Below are 21,511 nucleotides of genomic sequence, written 5' to 3' on the forward strand. Positions count from 1 at the left end.
TAAAACTACTGTATATAAAAACAGTATGGAGGTGTTTATTATGATCTTTTTCAGACCCGCAGAGTTGCGTGAAATCGTTGCTATTCCACTTTTCAGCGACTTAGTACAGTGCGGCTTCCCCAGCCCGGCAGCGGATTATGTAGAGCGGCGTATCGATTTAAACGAGTTATTAATCGCCCATCCCAGCTCCACTTACTTTGTCAAAGCCGCCGGTGACTCGATGATAGAAGGGGGGATTAATAACGGTGATTTGCTGGTGGTGGACAGTTCCCGCAAGCCTGAGCATGGCGATATCGTGATTGCGGCGGTAGAGGGCGAATTTACCGTGAAGCGCCTCCAGTTGCGTCCCAATATTCAACTCAACCCCATGAACAGCGCCTATTCACCGATTATTGTCGGCAGCGACGATACGCTCGATATCTTTGGTGTAGTGACGTATATCGTGAAATCCGCGAGCTGATCGTGTTTGTGAAGCTTAATTAATAGGCAATAAGTTAATTCTCATCATGCAAAAATCTTACGTTATCCGGGCTGACTTGTCGGCAAACCTGATATTCATCGCATAAGCCGGAACTGACTGGTCAAATATTCTGGTATTGGCGAATTACAGAGTGATATCCCATTTTTTTATTTTGTTATGTTCCTGCACTTTAGTGAGTTTTCTTTTTTTCCGACAGAATACATTTTGTCTACATTATAATTTTAATTTATGATTCGCACACGAACAATTGATGTTGTGCGGGGTTTTAGCATCGTGGCAGTCAATAAAACCCTGCTGTTATAAAGTAATCAGGAGATTCATTTTTATGTCAGACAATAATCCCCGCCCATCCGGCTGGTTAGGCCCGTGGTGCCTGCTGGTGGGTGTGATACTTCTTGTAACGGGGCTCTTTTTTGCCATCGGCGGTTTTAAACTGGTTTCCCTGGGGGGGAGTTGGTATTTTCTCATCGCCGGGGTTATCACTCTGCTCTCTGCAATTCAGTTCTTCCGCCGCAAGTCCTCTGCCGTGGGGCTGTTTGCCCTGGTGTTTCTTGGCACCCTGATTTGGGCATTTTTCGATGCCGGGCTCGACTTCTGGCCGCTGGTTTCCCGTTTAATGGTACCCGCCGGGCTGATGGTGCTGGCAGCCGCTACCTGGCCTGCATTGCGTAAACGTGAAGGAAAACCGTCCTGCGCAAAAGGGGCCGTGGGGGTCTGCGCGGTCCTTATTATCGCCATGGGCGTCACCTTTGTTCAGATGTTTCAACCCCATCCGACCGTGCCGTTTAGCGGTGAAAAACGCCCGCTGGTGCCGGTAAAAGATGATGCGAAACAGGAGAACTGGGATCACTACGGTAATACGGCTGGCGGTAGTCGCTTTGTGGCGCTGGACCAGATAACCCGTGACAACGTGAAAAACCTGAAACCGGTCTGGACCTACCATACCGGTGACGTACCGGAAAGTCCGGACGGCAATGGCGCAGAAGATCAGCAAACGCCGCTACAGGTTGGCGATCGTGTCTTCCTCTGTACGCCGCATAACAACGTGATTGCCGTGGATGCCGATAGCGGGAAAGAGATCTGGAAAGCGGAAATCAACGCCAAGTCTGCAATCTGGATGCGCTGCCGTGGCCTGGCGTACTTTGATGCCACCAAACCGCTGGCACAGCCAACGGTAGCTGGCTCCACGCCGGTTCTGCCAGCGCAGGTCGCACCGGGCGCTGCATGCCAGCGCCGTATCCTGATGAATACCATCGACGGTAAGCTGATCGCGTTAGACGCCGATAACGGCAAGTTCTGCCCGGACTTCGGTACTAACGGCAGCGTTAATCTGCATGAAGGGATGGGCGACGCGTCAGATCCCACCTACGTGCTGACGTCGGCCCCGACGCTGGCGGGTACGACGGTTGTCGTTGGCGGCCGCGTTGCGGATAACGTCAGCACCGATATGCCGGGAGGCGTTATACGTGGTTATGACGTGATCACCGGCCAGCTGCGCTGGGCGTTCGACCCGCGTAATCCGGATCCGAACTATGTTCTGAAGCCGGGCGAACACTACAAACGTAGCTCTGCAAACTCCTGGGCCCCTATGTCCTGGGATGCGTCGATGAATACCGTGTTTATCCCGATGGGAAGTTCCTCTGTCGACCTGTGGGGCGCTGACCGTATTCCGGAAGATCACAAATACGCCACCTCAATCCTCGCGCTGGATGCGACTACCGGGAAAGAGAAGTGGGTATACCAGACCGTACATAACGACCTCTGGGATTTCGATATCCCGATGCAGCCGAGCCTGGTTGATTTCCCGACAAAAGAGGGCAACAAGCCCGCGGTGGTGGTGGGCACCAAAGCGGGGCAAATTTATGTTCTTGATCGCCTGACGGGTAAACCGCTCACTGAAGTGAAAGAGGTTCCGGTAAAACCAGCGGATATTCCACGTGAACAGTACCCGGCAACGCAGCCGCGCTCTGTGGGGATGCCGCAGATTGGCGCGGAAACCCTGAAAGAATCGGATATGTGGGGGGCGACGCCGTTTGACCAGCTGGCCTGTCGTATCAGCTTCAAATCAATGCGTTATGACGGTCTGTACACGATGCCGGGAACCGATATTTCCCTGAGCTTCCCGGGCTCGCTGGGGGGAATGAACTGGGGTAGTCTGTCCACCGATCCGAACAACCAGTACATCTTCGTCAACGACATGCGTCTGGGTCTGTGGGTCCAGCTGATTAAACAAGATCCGCAGAGCGCGGTGGCAAACACGGGCGGTGAAGCCGTGAACGCCGGGATGGGCGCCGTTCCGATGAAAGGAACGCCGTATTCGGTCAACAAAAACCGTTTCATGTCACCGCTGGGCATTCCGTGCCAGAAACCACCGTTTGGCTCCCTCTCCGCGATTGACCTGAAAACGCAGAAAATCGTCTGGCAGGTGCCGGTCGGTACCGTTCAGGATACCGGTCCGTTTGGGGTAAAAATGCGTATGCAGATGCCTGTCGGTATGCCGACGCTGGGCGGTACGCTGGCCACGCAGGGCGGCCTGGTCTTCATTGCGGGAACCCAGGATTACTACCTGCGCGCCTTTGATTCCTCCACGGGGGAAGAAGTGTGGAAAGCGCGTCTCCCGGTGGGTAGCCAGGGCGGACCTGTCAGCTATGTATCACCGAAAACCGGCAAACAGTACATTCTGATCTCTGCCGGCGGTGCACGCCAGTCGCCGGATCGTGGTGACTACGTGATCGCCTACGCGCTGGATAAATAACAGCGAAATAAGCAGCCCGGCCCCGTCGTAGTACGGGGCTTTTTTTTGACTGAAAACCACGCACAGGAAGAAAGCGCCGGTTCCGGTCAGCCCGTGAAAAGCACCCGCCAGCGTCGGCGACGGCGAGTCATCTCGCGCCATAGCGCGACTATCTCGTCAGGTTGCAGGGCATCAATAGCCTGCGGCGTTAACACCGGCAAACCATAGCGCTGGCGCAGGGCGGCCACTGCCGTGGCGCTGGCATCCATCGGTGAGCGGATCTGCGTCGCCAGCTGCTGTCGCAACATGCTGAACGCTGCCTCATCGCACGGCGTCAGCTCACGCAAAAATCGTTTGCAGCAACCCAACAGGTTCACGGGAGAACGGTCAGGCGACTGTAACGCCAGCAGCAGGCCATCGCGATCGGCAATACGCTGATAACGACAGCTGACCACGTAGCCAATCTGCTGTTCCACGCGCAGGCGCTGGAAAAATTGCGGTTCGCAGCATAACGCCAGCATCCGCAGCGCGGCGAGCGACGCGCCCGGCGGCAGGGGAATAAACACCAGCAGCGCCGAATCCGCGCTGGCGTGCGGGATGTGTTCGATCCCGCCGGGACAACCGCTTAACGGCAACGGCTTAGCGTTAACCGGCGTCCGGAGCAGGCCAAGCTGCCGGGCTAACCCGTGCGCGTGTCCGGCGCTGCCGCCAACTAACGCCGCCAGCCAGCCGTCCCGTGGCGGATCCGATGCCAGACGTTCAGGCAATTGCTGAAGCAGCTCACGGATGGCAATGCCTTCTGGCGCTGGCGTAATCGCCGGAGCGGGGTGGGAGAGGCGATCGATTATCGCCCCGATGATGGGCTCCGCCGTCACCATGGCGTCAGGAAGCCGCAGGGTGAGCTGCCAGCTACCGTCAACCGTTTGCCACTCGGCGCTGCCGTCGATATGGCGCAGTTCAGCAAGGAGAGGGCGTAACTGTTTGCCCATCGCCACCCCCTGAGACCTGTCCACGCGCGAATAAAAAGGCCTGCGCAGGATCAGCGTCGGCGGTTGTGTCTGCGCCGTCAAATGCAGCAGCGGAGCGGCTTCTGACGTCGGGGCTGGCGCAGCATACCTGGCAGTCTGCGGGTAGAAGGAAAACGCGATGGGGCTATCATCTGCAACCGGCTGGCGACGCCAATGGCTAAGCGGCAGGGCAAAACCCTGGCTGGCAATAATTTCAGCGGTTTCCATTTTTTTGCAGGCCAGATACGAGACTGGCGCCGCCAGTAAGTCAGCACAGAAGGCGGAAAAACCTACGGGCGCCGCGCCGGGCGCAAAACCAAATGCCCGCTGGCGCAGCTGCTCCAGCGTCGGCAGGGCGCTGAAACGCTGCTGTGCCAGCCGATAATAATGCCGCTGCTGCTCATCCGTCGTTTGCTGTAGCGCCCGTAGCCAGTGCGTAATATGCGGGTCAATGTCCTCGGGCCGTTCGCTATCAACCGTTAGCGCCAGCCAGCCGTAATCGTCATCCTGATAAAGCCAGTTCAGGGCTACCTCTTCTGCCAGTCCGCGCGCCCGTAGCCCGGCAATCAGGCTTCCGGGGGCGTCGTCCAGTAAAAACTCCCGAAATAAAGTGACGTTGTCACTTTTTGGAATGAGCGGACAACGCCACAGTGCGGGTCGCTCCGTCACCGCCAGCTGATAATCTGCTTCAGCGCTAAGACGCAACGGGGGAGCGGTTTCAGGCATGCCTCCTGACGCAAAACCTGACGCAAACGTATGGGCAAGCTCGGCCAGGACATCCAGCGTTTGCGGCCCTTGCAGCCACAATTGCAGGTGCCCGGCTACATAATAGCGACGATGAAAGTCGCGCAACGCGGTTTGCAGCGATACCGGGTCCTGCCCGAGAGACTCCTTGCTACCCACCTGAAAACGGCGAAAAACCGCGGGTTCTTCCATCGCGTGGCGCGCCGCCGCTTCGCGCCTGGCGGAATCATGTTGCTGGATGAGCCGGTTTTCCGCATCAATGACCGCCACTTCGCGCTGTATGTCATGCGGTGAAAGCAGCGGCGCCAGCAACATATCCCGCAGCCGCGCGACGCCGTCGGACAGGTTATCGGCGGCAACGTCGAAGAAAAAAGCGCTGTGGCGAGCCAGCGTGGTGGCATTGACGCTGCCGCCCTGGCGCTGGACCCAGGCCATGAGTCGATCATCGCCCTGATAGCGCTGGCTACCGCGGAACAGCAGGTGCTCAAGCAAATGCGCCAGACCGGCGAAGCGCGGTGGCTCGTGATGGCTTCCGGCACTCACGCGCGCCAGCGCCGCCGCGCGTGTCGCCTGCGGCTGATGCACCAGCGTTGCGCGCAAACCGCCTGCCAGTTCCACGATGCGGGTGGTCATTATCGTTACAGTTCCCGGGTTTTATAGATAAGCTGAGAACGGGTACGGTTGCGGAACTGAAGCTGACCGATCTTCATATCACTACAGGCTGCTTCGCGGCGCGCCTCGAGGATTTTATGATGATGCAGCGATTTGCTGCACACCGGATCGGCGTTATCAGCATTCCCGGTGAGCATAAAGGCCTGGCAGCGGCAGCCGCCGAAGTCCTTCTCCTTTTCATCGCAGGAGCGGCACGGCTCTGGCATCCAGTCAAACCCGCGATAGCGGTTGAAGCCGAAAGAGTCATACCAGATGGATTCCAGACTCTGCTCAAGCACCGACGGGAAATCCACCGGCAGCTGGCGCGCGCTGTGGCAGGGCAGCGCCGTGCCTTCCGGGGTCACGCTGAGGAAAATCGACCCCCAGCCGCCCATACAGCCTTTTGGCCGCTCTTCGTAATAATCGGGGGTGACGAACAGCAGGTTGGTCAGATTGCCGCTGGCGGCCATTTTTTGCCGATATTCGGCAACCACGCGTTCCGCGCGGGCAATCTGTTCCCGCGTCGGCAGAAGCCCCTGACGATTAAGGAACGCCCAACCGTAGAACTGGCAGGTGGCAAGTTCGACATCGTCGGCGTCCAGTTCGATGCACAGCTCGATGATTTTATCGATCTGATCGATATTATGCCGGTGCAGGACGAAATTCAGCACCATTGGGTAATCGCGGGCTTTGACCGCTCTGGCCATGGCCAGCTTCTGCTGGAAGGCTTTTTTATTCCCCGCCAGCGCAGCGTTGAGCACTTCATCGCTGGCCTGGAAGCTAATCTGGATATGGTCCAGACCGGCCTCGCTGAACGCGTCGAGCTTGCTTTCCGTCAGGCCAATTCCCGAGGTGATCAGGTTGGTATAAAAACCGAGATCGCGGGCGGCGCGGATCAGCTCCGGCAGATCTTTACGCGTCAACGGTTCGCCGCCGGAAAAACCTATCTGCACGCTGCCCATCGCCCGCGCCTGGCGGAAAACCTCAATCCACTGTTCGGTGGTCAGCTCCTGATCCTGCCGGGCAAAGTCCAGCGGGTTAGAGCAGTAAGGACACTGTAGCGGACAGCGATAGGTCAGCTCCGCCAGCAGCCACAGCGGTGGATTGACGGCGGGTTTATTCTGGCTCACGGAAAATCATCCACTTCTGTTGATAAGCGATTTGCAGGAATTCTACGACGTCGTCATCCACGCCGCCGGCTTCCGGGAACCGTTCGTTGAGTATGGCAATGATGGCCGCCGCGTCGCGTTGGCCATCGACCAGTTCGAGGATCGCGGCCGCGGTCTCATTGAGTTTAGCCATGCCTTCCGGATAGAGGATGACATGGCTGTCCTGAGCGGCTTCCCATTGCAGGCGATAGCCGCGACGAAAGGCGACGATGGAGTTTTTTTGCATGCTTATACCAGTCGGGTTGTGTGCCAGGCCGCTTTGTCGGTGACCGTGTGATAAGGCGGACGCTGTAGCGCGTAGGCCATGGTCATCGCGTCGAGCATCGACCACAGGATATCGAGTTTGAACTGGAGGATCTCCAGCATCCGATTCTGCTTTTCCGCGCTATCGCAGTAACGCTTCGCCAGCTCCAGGCCGTGTTCAACGTCGCGGCTGGCCTGGCTGAGGCGGCTGCGGAAATAAAAATAGCCTTCCTCTTTGATCCACGGGTAGTGCTGTGGCCAGCTGTCGAGACGCGACTGATGGATTTGCGGGGCGAACAGTTCGGTGAGCGAGCTGCATGCCGCCTCCTGCCAGTTGGCGCGGCGGGCGAAGTTAACGTAAGCGTCGACGGCGAAACGGACGCCGGGCAGCACGTGGCGTTCGCTGATTAAGTCCTCGCGGCTGAGCCCCACGGCTTCGCCCAGCTGTAGCCAGGCTTCGATACCGCCGTCATGACCGTTGCTGCCGTCGTGATCGAGGATCCGCTGCACCCATTTGCGACGCGTGTGCGGATCCGGGCAGTTCGCCATAATTGCCGCGTCTTTCAACGGGATCGTCGTCTGGTAGTAAAACCGGTTCGCCACCCAGCCCTGGATCTGCTCGCGGCTGGCCTCGCCGTTATGCATCGCGATATGGTACGGATGGTGAATATGATAGTAGGCGCCTTTCGCCCGGAGGGCGTGCTCAAACTCTTGCGGCGAGAGCGTTTCGCGAATGTGCATAGTTAGTCCTGAAGCGTGATGTTCATCCCGTCCCAGCTCACTTCTATTCCCTGCTGCGCGAGGGCGTGACGCTGCGGCGACTGCTCGTTAAGGATCGGGTTGGTGTTATTAATGTGGATCAGAATCTTGCGCTTTGCCGGCAGCGAGGCCAGCAGCGCCATCATGCCGTGTTCATCGCCGAGCGCCAGATGCCCCATGTCGCGGCCGGTATTGCGCCCGACGCCGGTGGCCTGGAGTTCATCGTCCTGCCAGACGGTGCCGTCAATCAGCAGACAGTCCGCTTTTTTAAGCCACGGCAGGATGGTGTTATCGGGTTCACCGAGACCCGGTGCGTAGAACAGCGTCTGACCGTTGCGGCGGTTTTCGATAAACAGCGCCACGTTATGCCCCGGCAGCGGGCGGTCGCGCCACGGCGAATAGGGCGGCGCGTTACTGGCGATGGGGACAGCGGTAAACTGCAAATCAGGGCAGGCTTCCACGCTAAAGGCGGTGAGCGGCGCGATCGGGTGATGAATCAGGCCGCCGTTCCAGTGCCGGAGCATGGTAAAAATCGGGAATCCGCTGGAAAGATCTTCATGCACCTCCGGCGTACACCATACCTGATGTGGGCACCCCTCGCGCAGGCTGAGCAGCCCGGTGGTGTGGTCAATCTGGCTATCGGTGAGAATAATGCCGCCAATATGCGTGCCGCGCAGAACCTCTTTCTTATTCAGTTCTGGGGTATGGGCAATCTGCTGGCTGATATCGGGGGAGGCGTTACACAGCACCCACTCTTTGCCGTTATCGCTGACGATGATCGACGACTGGGTGCGAGGGGTCGCCTGAAGGGTACCGTCGCGCAAACCCTGACAGTTGGCGCAGTTACAGTTCCACTGGGGGAAACCACCGCCAGCGGCGGAACCGAGGACTTTTATAAACATGAAGATGGGCCAGGTAGTCAAACAAAAATGCCCGCACGGATGGCGGGCAGAGCGATTAGCGGTTGGAAATGTACAGGGTCACTTCCAGGCCAAGACGTAAATCAATAAAAGCAGGTTTCTTCCACATCGTTTTTTCCTCTTTAAAAATGCAGCACCAACGCCATTGTTTGTGCCAGTTTTGTGATGGTCATCAAATAATGCGTCACAGGAGGGCAAAGCTCAACCCGAAAGATGTAAGGAATTAACTTAATGTTTACAACGTAACCTATTGTTGCCAAACATTTTGCAATACCTTTTGCCAGTTGCCCCACAGCAGCTTATTCAGCACAAATTGATCATAGCCGCTGTCACGCAACGCGCTGATTAGCCGCGGTAAACCACTCACATCGTGTAAGTCATCAGGCAACGTAATGCCGTCAAAATCGGAGCCCAGCGCGACATGATCGTCACCCATGATGTTAATAAGATAGTCGATATGGCGAACAATCGTACTCAGCGGGGTATCGCTATCGCGTTTACCGTCGGCGCGCAGAAACGCGTTGCCGAAATTGACGCCTGCCACGCCGCCGCTGTCGCGGATAGCCAGCAGCTGCCGATCGGTCAGATTGCGCGGTTGCGGGCATAGCGTATGGGCGTTGGAATGGGTGGCGACCAGCGGTGAAGAGGAATGACGAGCGGTATCCCAGAACGCTTTTTCATTCATATGCGAAACGTCAATCAGCATGTTCAGGGCGTTAGCGTGCTTAATGAGGGCGATACCCTCTGCGGTAAGCCCTGGGCCGCTGTCCGGGCTGCCGGGAAACGCCCCGTTAACGCCTGTGCCAAAACGGTTAGCAATGTTCCAGAAAGGCCCAATGCTGCGTACACCGGCGGCATAGAAAGCCTGTAGATCGTCTCCCTCGCCGTCAAAACCGCCCGCGCCCTCAATATGCGCCACCATCGCCAGCACTTTATCCTGACGGCAGCGTTCGATATCCGCCGCGCTCAGGCACAATCGCGCCCGGCCATCGGAGTGGGCGACAAGCTGCTTAAGGATCGTCAGCTGCTGCCAGAGAATGTCGACCGGCTGCCACGGCTCGCTGGCGTATTGTGGCGCCATGCGGGCGATATACTCCTGCGGCGGCACGAACAGCGCGAACAGCCCGCCGGAAAATCCGCCTTGCTGCATGCGCGGATAATCGAGGTGTCCCTTCTCAATGCCGGAGAAGAAGGCCGTTACCGGATCCTGGCGATGGTGAAGCCATAAATTAAGCAACAGGTCATTGTGACCATCAAAAATCGCCATAGCGCATCCCACTGTCTTTTATTGCTGCGAAAGTTGCCTGGCACGATAACCGATTTGTCCGGTCCGGCAAGGGGAAAATTACAACTTAGCAGCAATTGTTAATATCACTTAACAGTGAGGAGATCCGCAAAGCGGGTGGTGTAGCGGGGTGAAAGCATCTCCCGTTTCATCTGCCACGGCTGCTGTATACCCTGTCCCGCGAAGTAAAGCGTGCCACGGCCATTTTCAGCATTCAGATGGTCTAATACATCCATTAACTGTTGGCTGTTTTTCCTGGGTGCGTTGTCGTCAAACAGATTAAGTTGCGCGACGCCCTGGCTATAAAAATCTCCCAGCATCACTCCGGCTTTCTGGTACCGATGGCCGTTCTTCCAGACCGCATCCAGACAACGAACTGATGCGCTGATAATATCCCGGCTATCCTGGGTTGGGGTGAGCAGTTTTACCGACGCGCTATTGCCATAATATGGCTCGTTAAGCGCGAAGGGCGAGGTTTTAACAAATACGGAGATAAAGCGGCAATGCTGATGTTCATGGCGAAGTTTTTCTGCTGCCCGGGCAGCATAACTACAGATGGCCTGGCGTACATCGTCATATTCCGTGATGCGTTCGCCAAACGAGCGCGAACAGACGATTTCTTGCTTTACCGGGGCAAATTCTTCCAGTTCAAGACACGGTTCGCCCCGTAATTCACGCACCGTTCTCTCCAGCACGACATTGAAATGTTTTCTTATGAACCGGATATCGGTGTCTGCCAGTTGCAGGACGGTCTTAATCCCCATCATCTCAAGCTTCTTCGCTATGCGACGTCCTACACCCCAAACGTCTTCGACGGGTAGCGCCGCCATCAGCTTTCTCTGACGATCCACATTGGACAAATCAACAACGCCTCCCGTCTGGCGCTGCCAGCGTTTCGCCGCGTGATTTGCCAGTTTCGCCAGCGTCTTTGTGGGTGCGATGCCCACCCCGACGGTCAGATGGGTGCGTTGCAGTACGGTCGCTCTCATTTCATGCCCAAAATCGGAAAGGTCGCGACAATTACGCACGCCGGTAAGATCGCAAAAGATCTCATCAATTGAGTATATTTCGCTACGAGGCGACATCGCTTCAAGCGTGTTCATTACCCGGTTGGACATATCCGCGTAAAGCTCATAATTACTGCTGAAACAAACCACGCCATGATGCCTGAAGCGATCTTTCTGTTTGAAGTACGGTTCACCCATTTTCACAAAGGGTTTGGCTTCAGCGGAGCGAGAGATGACGCACCCATCGTTATTGGACAACACGACCACCGGTCGTCCCTTCAGGTCCGGGCGAAAAACCGTTTCACAGGAAGCATAGAAAGCGTTCACATCACACAGTGCAAACATGGTCAGCTCGCTCTGGTATCGCCAGGTGGGGTGAAAAACTGCATTATGATCACCGTTAATTGATACTGTATTTATATACAGTATTGTATGTTGGTAGCAAAGATCAAGGGGGAACGAGGAGTGACGTCGTACGGGGGCAGGAGGGCGAGGGTTATGTCCATAATGGCGGCGAGGCAAATCTGGCGGAAAGGGTATTTAATGAAATGTTTAAGGAATATAAGTGCCCATACGGCAGGTATGGGCAGTGATGCCGTCGATATTACTTCTTCTTGTTCATCATCGACTTGAGATCGGCAAAGGGGTTAAACGTGGCGACACCCACGTCTTTTTGCGCATCCTCACCCGCGACAACGGTGGTGCCGTACTGATCCGCTTCGGTGTACTTTGAGTGTTCGTGATCGTGACAAAACAGGCACAACAGCTCCCAGTTACTGCCATCTTCCGGGTTATTGGTGTGATCGTGGTCGATATGGTGAACCGTGAGTTCACGAAGATTTGAATAAACAAACTCACGCGAGCAGCGTCCACAAACCCAGGGGTAGATTTTTAGCGCTTTTTCACGGTAGCCGCTTTCCAGCCGTGCGTAGTTTTTGGGGATCAGAGCCATTGCTGATGTTACCTGTTAAAAAGAGAATAATTCACACTATATCCCATTATGAGATGTCAGGAGAATGCCTCCTCTGCGGGAAGGCAGCGTGCGATTTGCGTGTTTCTGTCAGTTTATTTGAAGCATTCCGTTAAATAATCACCATTTATTCTCATTCGTTAATGCGTAGAGTAGGGATAACGCAATGCTTTATCAGGATACTCAACTATGAAAAAGATCGGATTTTTGTCGTTTGGTCACTGGACGCCGTCACCCCAGTCCGGCACGCGAACCGCAGCTGACACGCTGCTACAGTCCATCGATCTGGCGGTCGCCGCCGAAGAGCTGGGCGCGGACGGGGCTTATTTCCGTGTGCATCACTTTGCCCGCCAGCTCAGTTCGCCATTCCCCTTGCTGGCGGCAATAGGCGCGAAAACCAAACGCATCGAAATCGGGACGGGCGTGATCGACATGCGGTATGAAAATCCGCTGTATATGGCGGAAGATGCTGGCGCGGCAGATCTCATCTCCGGCGGGCGATTACAGCTTGGTATCAGCCGGGGTTCCCCGGAGCAGGTGATTGATGGCTGGCGTTATTTTGGTTACGTGCCGCAGGAAGGGGAAAACGAGTCTGATATGGCGCGCCACCACACTGAGGTACTGCTTGATGTATTACGCGGTGAGGGGTTTGCGAAGCCTAACCCACAGCCGATGTTCCCAAACCCGCCGGGATTGTTGCGTCTGGAGCCGCATTCAGAAGGCTTACGCGATCGTATCTGGTGGGGGGCTGGCTCTAATGCAACGGCAGTATGGGCGGCAAAACTGGGGATGAACCTGCAAAGCTCAACGCTGAAAGATGATGAAACCGGCGAGCCGTTCCATATTCAGCAGGCAAAACAGATCCGTGCCTACCGAGAGGCCTGGGCTGAGGCAGGGCATACCCGTCAGCCACGCGTTTCGGTCAGCCGCAGTATTTTTGCCCTGATGGACGGTCGCGACCGGATGTATTTCGGCTCAAGCCGCAATGAGAGCGACAGCGTGGGCTATCTGGATGAGAAAACGCGGGCCATTTTCGGACGCAGCTATGCCGCAGAGCCAGACAAGCTGATTGAACAGTTGAAAAAGGATGAAGCGATCGCGGAAGCAGATACGCTGTTGCTTACCGTGCCGAATCAGCTGGGCGTGGAATACAACGCACATGTGATCGAGTCCATCCTGAAACATGTCGCACCGGAAATGGGATGGCGCGATCGCAATGCGTAATCTGGCCCTCTGGTATCGCCGGTTTGGTGAGCCTGAATCGGTACTGCAAGCGGAAACCGCGTCATTGTCGCCGCGACAGCCGGGAGAGATACGTGTGCGCATGCTTTTTTCTCCGGTGAACGCCTCCGATCTCATCCCCATCACCGGGGCATATCGCCATCGCACGCCGCTGCCTGCGATAGCCGGTTATGAAGGGGTCGGAATAGTGACCGAAACGCCCGCCGCTTATCCGGCGCTGCTGGGCAAGCGGGTCCTGCCGTTACGGGGGCAGGGAACCTGGCAGCGCTATGTCGACTGCCCGGCGGCGTATGCGGTTCCCGTCCCGGACGACGTCGACTCGCTACTTGCCGCGCGGGGGTATATCAACCCGCTTGCCGCACAGATGATGCTGGACCGCTATCCTCCGGTCGGGAAAACGGTGCTGCTCACCGCTGCCGGTTCTGACTGCGCCGTTCTGCTCGGGCAATGGGCACGCCAGGCGGGTGCAGAGGCGGTTTACGGGATCCATCGCTCGCCCGTGCACGCTCAACGTCTGGCTGAAATGGGGATCGTCCCGATTGCGCAACATGATACGGCCGCCGTCAACGCTGCCGCCGTGCAAGCGGAGGTGGTGTACGACGCCACGGGCGGCAGCCTGGCGGAGACGATCCTGAGCGTGATGCCCGAAACCGGCACCTTTGTCTGCTACGGGCTACTCTCCGGGCAGACCTTCCGGCAGCAGCGGCCGTTGCCGCGCGTGGCGTGGTTTCACATTCGTAACTATCTGGACGCGCTGAACGCTGAGGCGTGGCAGGCGGAGTTTCGGCGCATCTGGCCTAAACTGCGCGCCAGCCAGTGCAGCGATGTCACCCTCTACCCGCTGTCGGAATGGCAGCGGGCAGTAGGCAACTATCGTGAAGCGGGAAGAACGGGTAAGCCCATGCTGTCGATGGACAATTAGTCGGCCTTATGGCTCATGTCGCTCAGCAGTACAGCGATACTTTGTCCACCGGCGGTCTGCTCCAGGCCAATTTTGACAATAATTGTCAGTGGAACGGAGAGCAGCATGCCGACAGGCCCGAGCAGCCAGCCCCAGAAAATCAGGGACAGGAACACAACAAGGGTTGAAAGCCCCAGCCCGCGTCCCATTATCCGTGGTTCGAGAATGTTCCCGAAGACAAGGTTAATCACCAGATAGCCTGCCAGCAGGATCAGGGCATCATACAAACCGCTGAAAACCAGCACCTGAAGGATAGGGGGGATCGCCGCCAGCACGGAGCCGATGTTAGGAATATAGTTGAGCGCAAAGGCCAGCAGCCCCCAGACGAAGGCAAAACGCACATCCAGCGCGGCGAGCATCCCCCAGACCACTAATCCCGTCACCAGGCTGATGGCCGTTTTCAGCACCAGATAGCGTGAAACGCTGTCGAGCGCGCGCTGAATGGCGCCCATTCCCTCTACCGGACGCACCATGATGTGCTGGAGCTTTGCAGGCAGCTGTGGGACTTCCAGCAGCATAAACACAACCGTCAGGAACAGCAGGAAAATGGAGGTCATGGCGTTGGAGAGTTGTGCCAGCAGGCTGGTGACAATCGTCATGGCGGCATTCGGATCGATGTATTTAAGCAGTTCCTCAACCGAGACTTCGATACCCGCGCGTTGCAGCCAGGGTTCAATTTGCAGCAGCGGGGTCGCCAGGGAAGAGCGGTATGTCGGCAGCGTCCGCGCCAGCTCGTTCAGGGAGGTTCCCAGATAGGCGACTAACAGCACCATCGCAACGATAATAATACTGATAAGCAGGCTTATCGCCAGCACACGCGGGATGCGCAGCCGCACCATTCGCTGCACCAGCGGATTGAGGATCACCGCGATAAAAAGCGCCAGGATAAAAGGCACGATGATATCGGCCGCAAAACGAACGCCGGTCAGAATGATCACCAGCATGCCCAGCATGATGACGATCTTAAGCCCGTTGAGGGTGATAATAGGTTTGGCCATGGACGTTCCTGAACAGTTTTTTATTTATAATAGAGGGGAAAGCGGATTAAAAAAACTAACCAAAATCAAACAGACTGGGTAAAGAAATGAAAAGGCTTTGAGTAAATTCCTGGCTTATGATACAAATCAGGCGTGTTCAACTACCGAGGACAATTTTCATCCGCAAAGACGAGAAGCAACACCGCGGATAATTGTAATTTTATGGACAATTTGTTCAGGACGTATTTTTCAAACAACTCTGCTCTGTTTTCAACCTCCCTCTGCCTGCTTTCTGGTGAGCAACACTGGCGTTCCGCGCTATAGTCACGTCTTCTGCCTGAGCTGGCGCTATGCGCTTAGCTAACTGATTTAATTCCCAATTTTTTGGTTTGCTGTCCGCAGCGAGCCTCGATGGATTATATTCTCAAGCAGGAGAAAAACATGTTTTACTGGATTTTATTAGCTCTGGCGATCGTCGCTGAAATTACTGGCACCTTGTCGATGAAATGGGCGAGCGTGAGTGATGGCAGCACCGGTTTTATTTTGATGCTGGTCATGATTACGCTTTCCTATATTTTCCTCTCATTCGCGGTTAAAAAAATCGCGCTGGGCGTGGCATACGCATTGTGGGAAGGTATTGGTATTTTATTGATTACGCTGTTTAGCGTCATGTTATTTGATGAAACCCTGACGACAATGAAAATTGCCGGGCTGACGACCCTGGTCGCAGGTATCGTGCTGATTAAATCGGGTACACGCAAACCGGCAAAACAGCAGAAGGAGCAGACCCATGCAGCAGTTTGAATGGATCCACGCGGCCTGGCTGGCTTTCGCCATCGTTCTGGAAATTATTGCCAACGTCTTTCTGAAGTTCTCCGACGGTTTTCGTCGCAAAGCCTACGGCCTGTTATCGATTGCTGCGGTTCTGGGGGCGTTTAGCGCCCTGTCGCAGGCGGTGAAAGGCATCGATCTGTCCGTGGCCTATGCGCTGTGGGGTGGCTTCGGTATTGCCGCCACCCTGGCGGCAGGCTGGATTATGTTCGGGCAGCGTTTAAACAATAAAGGCTGGATAGGGCTGGTATTACTGCTCGCCGGTATGATCATGATTAAACTGGCCTGAGTGACCTACTGCTGCGCCAGGGCTTCCAGCCGGTCGCGAAAACCGGTCACCGACAACGCCCGGTTATCGGCGCGCCAGCGGTCTTTCGCCGCTGGCGCAGAACTCTGAACGCCAATCAGCTGCCAGCCGTTATCGGTTTTTAACATCAGGGGCGATCCGCTATCACCCGGTAGCGTATCGCACTGATGCGACAGCACGCTGTTTTGCGCCCAGCCCGTCACCACGCAGTCCGTATGGGTGTACAGCGAATCGAGGTGATCAACAGGATAACCTGATTGCGTCACTTTTCGATCGGCGGCTTTCAGGGCGGCGGTGAGCGCGGCCTTATCGCCATCAAAGAGCGGCAGCGGGGTGATCCCGGACGGCGGATAACGTAAAACGATCAGCCCGAAATCCCAGGAGGCCGCCCCGGGCGGCACAATCCAGCCATCGCCATCCGGTTTCAGGCGTTTGCCAAGCGACGGATCCACCCGCCCCTCAATACCGTGAATTTCGTAGCGCCATATTCCTTTTTGCGACACAAAGCGCAGGGCGATTGCTTTATCCGGTTTGCCTTCAGGCGGCATTAACAGGCAATGACCCGCCGTCAGCGCAAGGCGTGGCGTAATGAGGGTCGCGGTACATAAATTGCCGCTGGCGGTTTCCAGTTGCCCGATGGCATCCCAGGGCGATTCGGTAGGATCGGTGACACGCGTACGATCGTCATGACCAAAAAACAGCGTCTTTACCTCTTTGGCGCTAATGGCGTCATCGTCGCCATCATCCGCATGTGAAAAGCCAGCAAAAAGGCTAAACGTTCCCAGTAACAACACAACAGATTTACGCATATCACACTCTGGTGGGGGTAATTATGATTATTAAAAGTGAACCCTATGAAAATACTATAGACGCGACGGCGAGAAAGTGGGAGTAAAATCAGCGTGCTACATTCAGGAAAGATAAAAGTGGCTGGCGATGAGCGCGCATAAAATTAGCAGGATAAGAATGAACTCAAACCGATAGCGCCGCAGCATACGCCCTCCGGATAAAAAAACGGCGCTGACCGCAAACCCGTTCAGCGCCGGTTTACCAACGTGCCCCGAAGGGCACGGTTAAGCTTGTACTCTTACGCTGCTGGCTGTGCAGCAGGTTTAGCCGCTTCGTGTTTTGCCGCTTTTTTGTGATGCTTTTTAGCCGCCTGGGCTTTTTGCTCTACCGCAGGTTTTGCCGCTTTTTTGTGGTGCTTTTTCGCGGCCTGCGCTTTCTGTTCTGCCGCTGGTTTAGCCGCTTTGTGATGTTTTTTATGGTGAACCGTTTTGGCCGGAGCAGTGGTGGATGCCGCAGGCGCTGCGGTGGCGGTAGTTTCAGCTGCGAATGCAGCGGAAGACAGACCCATAGCAGCGGCAACAACCAGAGCTAATACTTTTTTCATTTTCATACCCTCGAATTTGGTTTCTCATTTAACCCCACTGCGGGGCCGTTGAAATAACTATATCCCTGTAAATTCGGGGTTTCCGTGAGTGATTGGTATCGGCGTGTAACCATATGTACAACGCCGGGGTGGACCCCCGGCGCGTCCGGTTACAGGTAGCGGGACGTCAGGTGTTCGCGGAAGTAGCGGATATTCAGATCTTCACCCGTGGCCTGGGTGATGAGCTGCGATGTGCTGAAACGGCTGCCGTGCTGCCAGATATTCTGACGCAGCCAGTCAAACAGCGCCGAGAAATCGCCCCCGGCGATGGATGCCTGCAACCCGGGCAGCGCAGTTTTGGCGGCATGGAACAGCTGTGCCGCATACATTGCCCCCAGCGTGTAAGACGGGAAGTAGCCAAAACCGCCGTCGGTCCAGTGGATATCCTGCATACAGCCGTTGCGGTAGTTATCTTTGGTGGATAACCCAAGCCAGGCCTGCATTTTCTCATCCCATAACGCGGGAATATCATCGACTTCAATTTCGCCATTGATTAACGCACGCTCGATCTCATAGCGCAGCACCACATGCGCCGGATAGCTCACTTCATCCGCATCAACGCGAATGTAGCCCGGCTTCACGCGCTGGTTCCAGGCAATAAAATTCTCTTCGCTGAATGCCGCCTGGCTGCCGAAACGGGCATGAACCGCCGGAAGCAGATGCTTCAGGAAAGCGTCGCTGCGGCCCAGCTGCATTTCAAAGAACAAGCTCTGGGATTCATGGATCGCCGTAGAGCGCGCCAGCGCAACGGGCTGACCGGCCCACGCTCGCGGAAGGTTTTGCTCGTAGCGGGCATGTCCGGTTTCGTGGATCACGCCGAAAAGCGCGCTGAGCAGTTCATCTTCATCGTAACGCGTGGTGATACGCACATCTTCCGGCACGCCGCCGCAGAACGGGTGGGCGCTAACGTCCAGACGACCGCCGTTAAAATCGAAGCCAAGCATTTTCATCGCTTCCAGGCCCAGCTCGCGCTGCGTGGCGGTCGGGAAGGGACCCTGTGGCGGAACGAACGATCGTTGAGCCTGTTTTTCCACAACCTTTGCCAGCAGCTCCGGCAGCCAGGACTTCAGATCGCCGAACAGCACATCCAGGCGAGCGCTGGTCATGTCGGGTTCAAAGATATCCAGCAGCGCGTCGTAAGGCGTGCAGCCTTTAGCCTCAGCGCGCAGGCGGGCTTCTTCACGACTGAGTTTCACCACCTCTTTCAGGTTGGCTGAAAAGCCCTGCCAGTCGTTGGCCGGACGCTGAGTGCGCCACGCGTGTTCACACCTGCTGCCTGCCAGCGATTTGGCCTCCACCAGCGATTCCGGCAGTAAAGTGGCCTGCTGGTAGTGGCGCGTCATTTCACGCAGGTTGGCCTGCTCAACGTCGTTCAGATCTTCGTCTGCCGCCGCCGCCAGCCATTCACCCACTTTTTTATCGGTCAGGATCTGATGTTGCAGGACGCTCATCTCCGCCAGCGCTTCACCGCGCGCGGCACTGCCACCTGGCGGCATCATGGTGAACATGTCCCAGCTGGCGATGGAGGAGAGGTGCGAGAAGCGGGAGAGGCGCTGGAAGGTTTTGGTAAGAGATTGATAAAAATGGTTATTTTTCATTCTGTGCTCTCGTTGTGTTTGAATGTCATAACGAGCATACAGAGGTTCATATCTGATTAAAACATATGTTACTTATTCAAATGACGTTGATATTCTATGTTATCGAATAACCTGCGCAAATAAATAATGTTGTTTATATTGATTGGGTGAATTATTTGGATGTTGAAAATAGCTCTCATAGTCAAATATAGAAGAGTGTATAGGAATATTCTTATCTGGCGCGATATTCAATGCGTCAAAGTCAATTAATAGGCAACTCTTATAATGAATAAATTTATTTTCTGCGCGATTGCAGCGCCTTTGCTAAGTGGCTGCGCGATGCAACCCGTTCCTTCTCAGTATAGAAATGCCACAATTACCCTTATTGGGCATAGTAAGGCAGAAGCAATGACTGATTTAGGGATACCAACACGTACAATGCCCATCAATGGCAGTCAGACGATGTATCAGTGGGACAGTAATCAGGGGACAACGTCTGTCGGTTCTTTTAGTACTGATACTAATGCTGTGGCGGTGAGTGGTTCCAGTTATCAGGGATATGGTAACGGTTTTTCTGGTGGGGCGGTTGGAACATCTGACACCACTGGAAATTATGGCAGTGCTACGGCAACTCATATTTGTGCATTGTCATTATCAATAGATAATAAAACTGATAAAGTACTTTCGGGCACCTTCAATGGAACTGTTGATGAAGCTTGCATGAATCATTTTAGCAATGTTATTACATTGGACCCTAACGCGGTTAATGCTAATAAAGCAGCAATAATGCATAACCAGCATGTAAAAGAGGCTAAAGCAGTGGTGGGTGTATTGGCTATTGTTGGCGCAGGTATTGCCGCTTACAATACTCGTTGATTTAAGTCTTTTAAAACGAAAGGCCATCAAATTTGGCCTTTCGTAATATGCAATATCGTCAGTTCAATTAAATTTAATGCAGTCGTTTATGCAGGCTCGCGCCCACCAGCAGCGCCGCGCACAGCATCAGCGCGATAAATCCGCCCACGCCGTTCCAGCCGTAGTTGTGCCAGAACACCCCGCCGAGCGTACCGGCTATGCTGGAACCAAGATAGTAACTGAACAGATACAGTGACGAAGCCTGACCTTTGGCGCGGCGCGCGCGTGGGCCAATCCAGCTGCTGGCAACGGAATGCGCGGCAAAGAAGCCCGCAGAGAAGAGCAGCATTCCGGCAAAAATCAGCCACAGGGAAGAGAAAAGCGTCATCAGCAGTCCGAACAACATCACGGCGGTGGAAACCAGCATCACCGGACCACGACCGAAGCGCGCGGTCATGGCGCCCGCTTTTGGCGAACTCCATGTCCCGGTGAGATATGCCACAGAGAGCAAACCCACCAATGCCTGACTAAGATGCCACGGTGAAAGCATCAGACGATAGCCGATGTAATTAAACAGCGTCACGAACGAGCCCATCAGCAGGAAACCGGTCAGGAACAAACGGGGCAGCCCTTGATCGCGCCAGTGCAGACGAAAGTTGATAAATAACGTTTTCGGACGCAGGGAGGTCGGGCGGAAATGGCGCGATTCCGGCAGGATTTTCCAGAACATCAGCGCCGAAGCGAGGGCGAAGCAGCCGATAACGGCCAGCGCAATGCGCCAGTTAAAGAAATCAGTAAACACACCGCTGAGCAGGCGTCCGCTCATCCCGCCGATAGAGTTCCCGCTAATGTACAGCCCCATGGAGAAGGCCACGAAGCTCGGGTGGATCTCCTCGCTGAGATAGGTCATCCCGACCGCCGCCACGCCGCTAAGGGATAACCCAATCAGCGCGCGCATGACCAGAATGCCGTGCCAGCTGGTCATCATGGTGGACAGCAAGGTACACACGGAGGCCAGCATTAACGCCGTTACCATGACCTGCTTACGCCCGATGGCATCCGAAAGTGGCCCGGTGAACAGCAGACCGATCGCCAGCATCCCGGTTGAAATGGAGAGCGAAATACTGCTGCTGGCTGGCGACACGCCAAATTCATGCGACAGGACCGGCAGGATCGGCTGAACGCAGTAGAGCAGGGCGAAAGTGGCGAGACCCGCTGAGAAGAGCGCCAGCGTGACGCGCATAAACTGGGGGGTACCACGTTTAATAAACTGAACCGGCTGCGGTGCTGCGGGTAAATCATCAATGTCGCTGGCCGGCGCGATATCAATGGTCGTTGTACGGCTCACACATATTCCTT

General features: G+C 55.5%; 23 protein-coding genes. 8 read left to right on the forward strand and 15 right to left on the reverse strand.

Annotated elements, in window-relative coordinates:
* The first annotated feature begins 40 nt into the window (after nt 1-40).
* Complete coding sequence (locus ACOTW6_RS00425) at nt 41-460, forward strand: translesion error-prone DNA polymerase V autoproteolytic subunit (RefSeq protein WP_121479052.1); 420 nt, start codon at nt 41-43, stop codon at nt 458-460.
* A gap of 346 nt (nt 461-806) precedes the next feature.
* The gene (locus ACOTW6_RS00430; RefSeq protein WP_126513950.1) at nt 807-3,236 is read left to right on the forward strand and encodes a glucose/quinate/shikimate family membrane-bound PQQ-dependent dehydrogenase; all 2,430 of its coding nucleotides are present in this window, start codon (nt 807-809) and stop codon (nt 3,234-3,236) included.
* A gap of 86 nt (nt 3,237-3,322) precedes the next feature.
* Here ACOTW6_RS00430 and pqqF read toward each other — a convergent pair whose 3' ends face one another.
* From pqqF to yajD, 9 genes are all read right to left on the reverse strand, one after another.
* Nucleotides 3,323-5,599, reverse strand: coding sequence for a pyrroloquinoline quinone biosynthesis protein PqqF (gene pqqF, locus ACOTW6_RS00435; RefSeq protein ID WP_213788717.1), 2,277 nt, complete (start codon nt 5,597-5,599; stop codon nt 3,323-3,325).
* A gap of 5 nt (nt 5,600-5,604) precedes the next feature.
* Nucleotides 5,605-6,747: a pyrroloquinoline quinone biosynthesis protein PqqE gene (gene pqqE / locus ACOTW6_RS00440; protein ID WP_213788718.1), complete on the reverse strand. Its 1,143-nt coding sequence runs from the start codon at nt 6,745-6,747 to the stop codon at nt 5,605-5,607.
* A complete protein-coding gene (pqqD, locus tag ACOTW6_RS00445) occupies nt 6,734-7,012 on the reverse strand; it encodes a pyrroloquinoline quinone biosynthesis peptide chaperone PqqD (protein ID WP_121479048.1) in 279 nt (92 codons plus the stop codon). The genes pqqE and pqqD overlap by 14 nt, the downstream gene beginning before the upstream one ends.
* Before the next feature lie 2 nt (nt 7,013-7,014).
* Nucleotides 7,015-7,770 (reverse strand): pyrroloquinoline-quinone synthase PqqC, encoded by a 756-nt coding sequence (pqqC, locus tag ACOTW6_RS00450; protein ID WP_003857506.1) that lies wholly within the window; start codon nt 7,768-7,770, stop codon nt 7,015-7,017.
* Between the two features lie 2 nt (nt 7,771-7,772).
* Nucleotides 7,773-8,690, reverse strand: a complete 918-nt coding sequence (gene pqqB, locus ACOTW6_RS00455; protein WP_121479047.1) for a pyrroloquinoline quinone biosynthesis protein PqqB — start codon at nt 8,688-8,690, stop codon at nt 7,773-7,775.
* Nucleotides 8,691-8,745: 55 nt separating this feature from the next.
* Nucleotides 8,746-8,817 (reverse strand): pyrroloquinoline quinone precursor peptide PqqA, encoded by a 72-nt coding sequence (gene pqqA / locus ACOTW6_RS00460; RefSeq protein WP_002905689.1) that lies wholly within the window; start codon nt 8,815-8,817, stop codon nt 8,746-8,748.
* 138 nt (nt 8,818-8,955) lie between these two features.
* Nucleotides 8,956-9,975 (reverse strand): dipeptidase, encoded by a 1,020-nt coding sequence (locus ACOTW6_RS00465; protein ID WP_032653397.1) that lies wholly within the window; start codon nt 9,973-9,975, stop codon nt 8,956-8,958.
* A 104-nt stretch (nt 9,976-10,079) separates the two neighbouring features.
* Complete coding sequence (locus ACOTW6_RS00470; RefSeq protein ID WP_121479046.1) at nt 10,080-11,345, reverse strand: Y-family DNA polymerase; 1,266 nt, start codon at nt 11,343-11,345, stop codon at nt 10,080-10,082.
* A gap of 259 nt (nt 11,346-11,604) precedes the next feature.
* The gene (yajD, locus tag ACOTW6_RS00475) at nt 11,605-11,952 is read right to left on the reverse strand and encodes an HNH nuclease YajD (protein WP_119934427.1); all 348 of its coding nucleotides are present in this window, start codon (nt 11,950-11,952) and stop codon (nt 11,605-11,607) included.
* Between the two features lie 207 nt (nt 11,953-12,159).
* On the opposite strand from yajD, the gene ACOTW6_RS00480 reads away from it, so the two are divergent.
* Nucleotides 12,160-13,194 carry an LLM class flavin-dependent oxidoreductase gene (locus ACOTW6_RS00480; protein ID WP_121479045.1) on the forward strand — a complete coding sequence of 345 codons (1,035 nt, stop codon included), beginning with the start codon at nt 12,160-12,162 and terminating at the stop codon, nt 13,192-13,194.
* Nucleotides 13,187-14,134, forward strand: a complete 948-nt coding sequence (locus ACOTW6_RS00485) for a zinc-dependent alcohol dehydrogenase family protein (protein ID WP_121479044.1) — start codon at nt 13,187-13,189, stop codon at nt 14,132-14,134. Before ACOTW6_RS00480 ends, ACOTW6_RS00485 begins: the two co-directional genes overlap by 8 nt.
* Here ACOTW6_RS00485 and ACOTW6_RS00490 read toward each other — a convergent pair.
* A complete protein-coding gene (locus ACOTW6_RS00490; protein WP_003857467.1) occupies nt 14,131-15,171 on the reverse strand; it encodes an AI-2E family transporter in 1,041 nt (346 codons plus the stop codon). The genes ACOTW6_RS00485 and ACOTW6_RS00490 overlap by 4 nt on opposite strands.
* 132 nt (nt 15,172-15,303) lie before the next feature.
* Between ACOTW6_RS00490 and ACOTW6_RS00495 the strand changes: the two genes are divergently transcribed.
* The 3 genes from ACOTW6_RS00495 to mdtI all read left to right on the forward strand — a co-directional run bounded on the left by ACOTW6_RS00495 (nt 15,304) and on the right by mdtI (nt 16,270).
* Complete coding sequence (locus ACOTW6_RS00495) at nt 15,304-15,474, forward strand: hypothetical protein (RefSeq protein ID WP_006808891.1); 171 nt, start codon at nt 15,304-15,306, stop codon at nt 15,472-15,474.
* Nucleotides 15,475-15,591: 117 nt separating this feature from the next.
* The gene (mdtJ, locus tag ACOTW6_RS00500) at nt 15,592-15,954 is read left to right on the forward strand and encodes a multidrug/spermidine efflux SMR transporter subunit MdtJ (RefSeq protein ID WP_015570633.1); all 363 of its coding nucleotides are present in this window, start codon (nt 15,592-15,594) and stop codon (nt 15,952-15,954) included.
* A complete protein-coding gene (gene mdtI, locus ACOTW6_RS00505) occupies nt 15,941-16,270 on the forward strand; it encodes a multidrug/spermidine efflux SMR transporter subunit MdtI (RefSeq protein ID WP_003857463.1) in 330 nt (109 codons plus the stop codon). The genes mdtJ and mdtI overlap by 14 nt, the downstream gene beginning before the upstream one ends.
* 5 nt (nt 16,271-16,275) lie before the next feature.
* Here the strand turns inward: mdtI and ACOTW6_RS00510 are convergent, their stop codons facing one another.
* The 4 genes from ACOTW6_RS00510 to ACOTW6_RS00525 form a co-directional block, all read right to left on the reverse strand.
* Nucleotides 16,276-17,097, reverse strand: coding sequence for a trypsin-like serine peptidase (locus ACOTW6_RS00510; protein ID WP_003857461.1), 822 nt, complete (start codon nt 17,095-17,097; stop codon nt 16,276-16,278).
* 102 nt (nt 17,098-17,199) lie between these two features.
* Nucleotides 17,200-17,283: a hypothetical protein gene (locus tag ACOTW6_RS00515; protein WP_057979992.1), complete on the reverse strand. Its 84-nt coding sequence runs from the start codon at nt 17,281-17,283 to the stop codon at nt 17,200-17,202.
* A gap of 92 nt (nt 17,284-17,375) precedes the next feature.
* Nucleotides 17,376-17,681, reverse strand: a complete 306-nt coding sequence (gene asr, locus ACOTW6_RS00520) for an acid resistance repetitive basic protein Asr (protein ID WP_047051876.1) — start codon at nt 17,679-17,681, stop codon at nt 17,376-17,378.
* Between the two features lie 149 nt (nt 17,682-17,830).
* Nucleotides 17,831-19,318: a carboxypeptidase M32 gene (locus ACOTW6_RS00525; protein WP_033487066.1), complete on the reverse strand. Its 1,488-nt coding sequence runs from the start codon at nt 19,316-19,318 to the stop codon at nt 17,831-17,833.
* A gap of 264 nt (nt 19,319-19,582) precedes the next feature.
* Between ACOTW6_RS00525 and ACOTW6_RS00530 the strand changes: the two genes are divergently transcribed.
* Nucleotides 19,583-20,173 carry a hypothetical protein gene (locus ACOTW6_RS00530; RefSeq protein ID WP_128755764.1) on the forward strand — a complete coding sequence of 197 codons (591 nt, stop codon included), beginning with the start codon at nt 19,583-19,585 and terminating at the stop codon, nt 20,171-20,173.
* A gap of 73 nt (nt 20,174-20,246) precedes the next feature.
* Here ACOTW6_RS00530 and ACOTW6_RS00535 read toward each other — a convergent pair whose 3' ends face one another.
* The gene (locus ACOTW6_RS00535; protein WP_063132805.1) at nt 20,247-21,500 is read right to left on the reverse strand and encodes an MFS transporter; all 1,254 of its coding nucleotides are present in this window, start codon (nt 21,498-21,500) and stop codon (nt 20,247-20,249) included.
* Nucleotides 21,501-21,511 lie beyond the last annotated feature (11 nt).

This window comes from Enterobacter cloacae complex sp. IR5403, from assembly GCF_049238705.1.
Classification (GTDB): domain Bacteria; phylum Pseudomonadota; class Gammaproteobacteria; order Enterobacterales; family Enterobacteriaceae; genus Enterobacter; species Enterobacter hormaechei_C.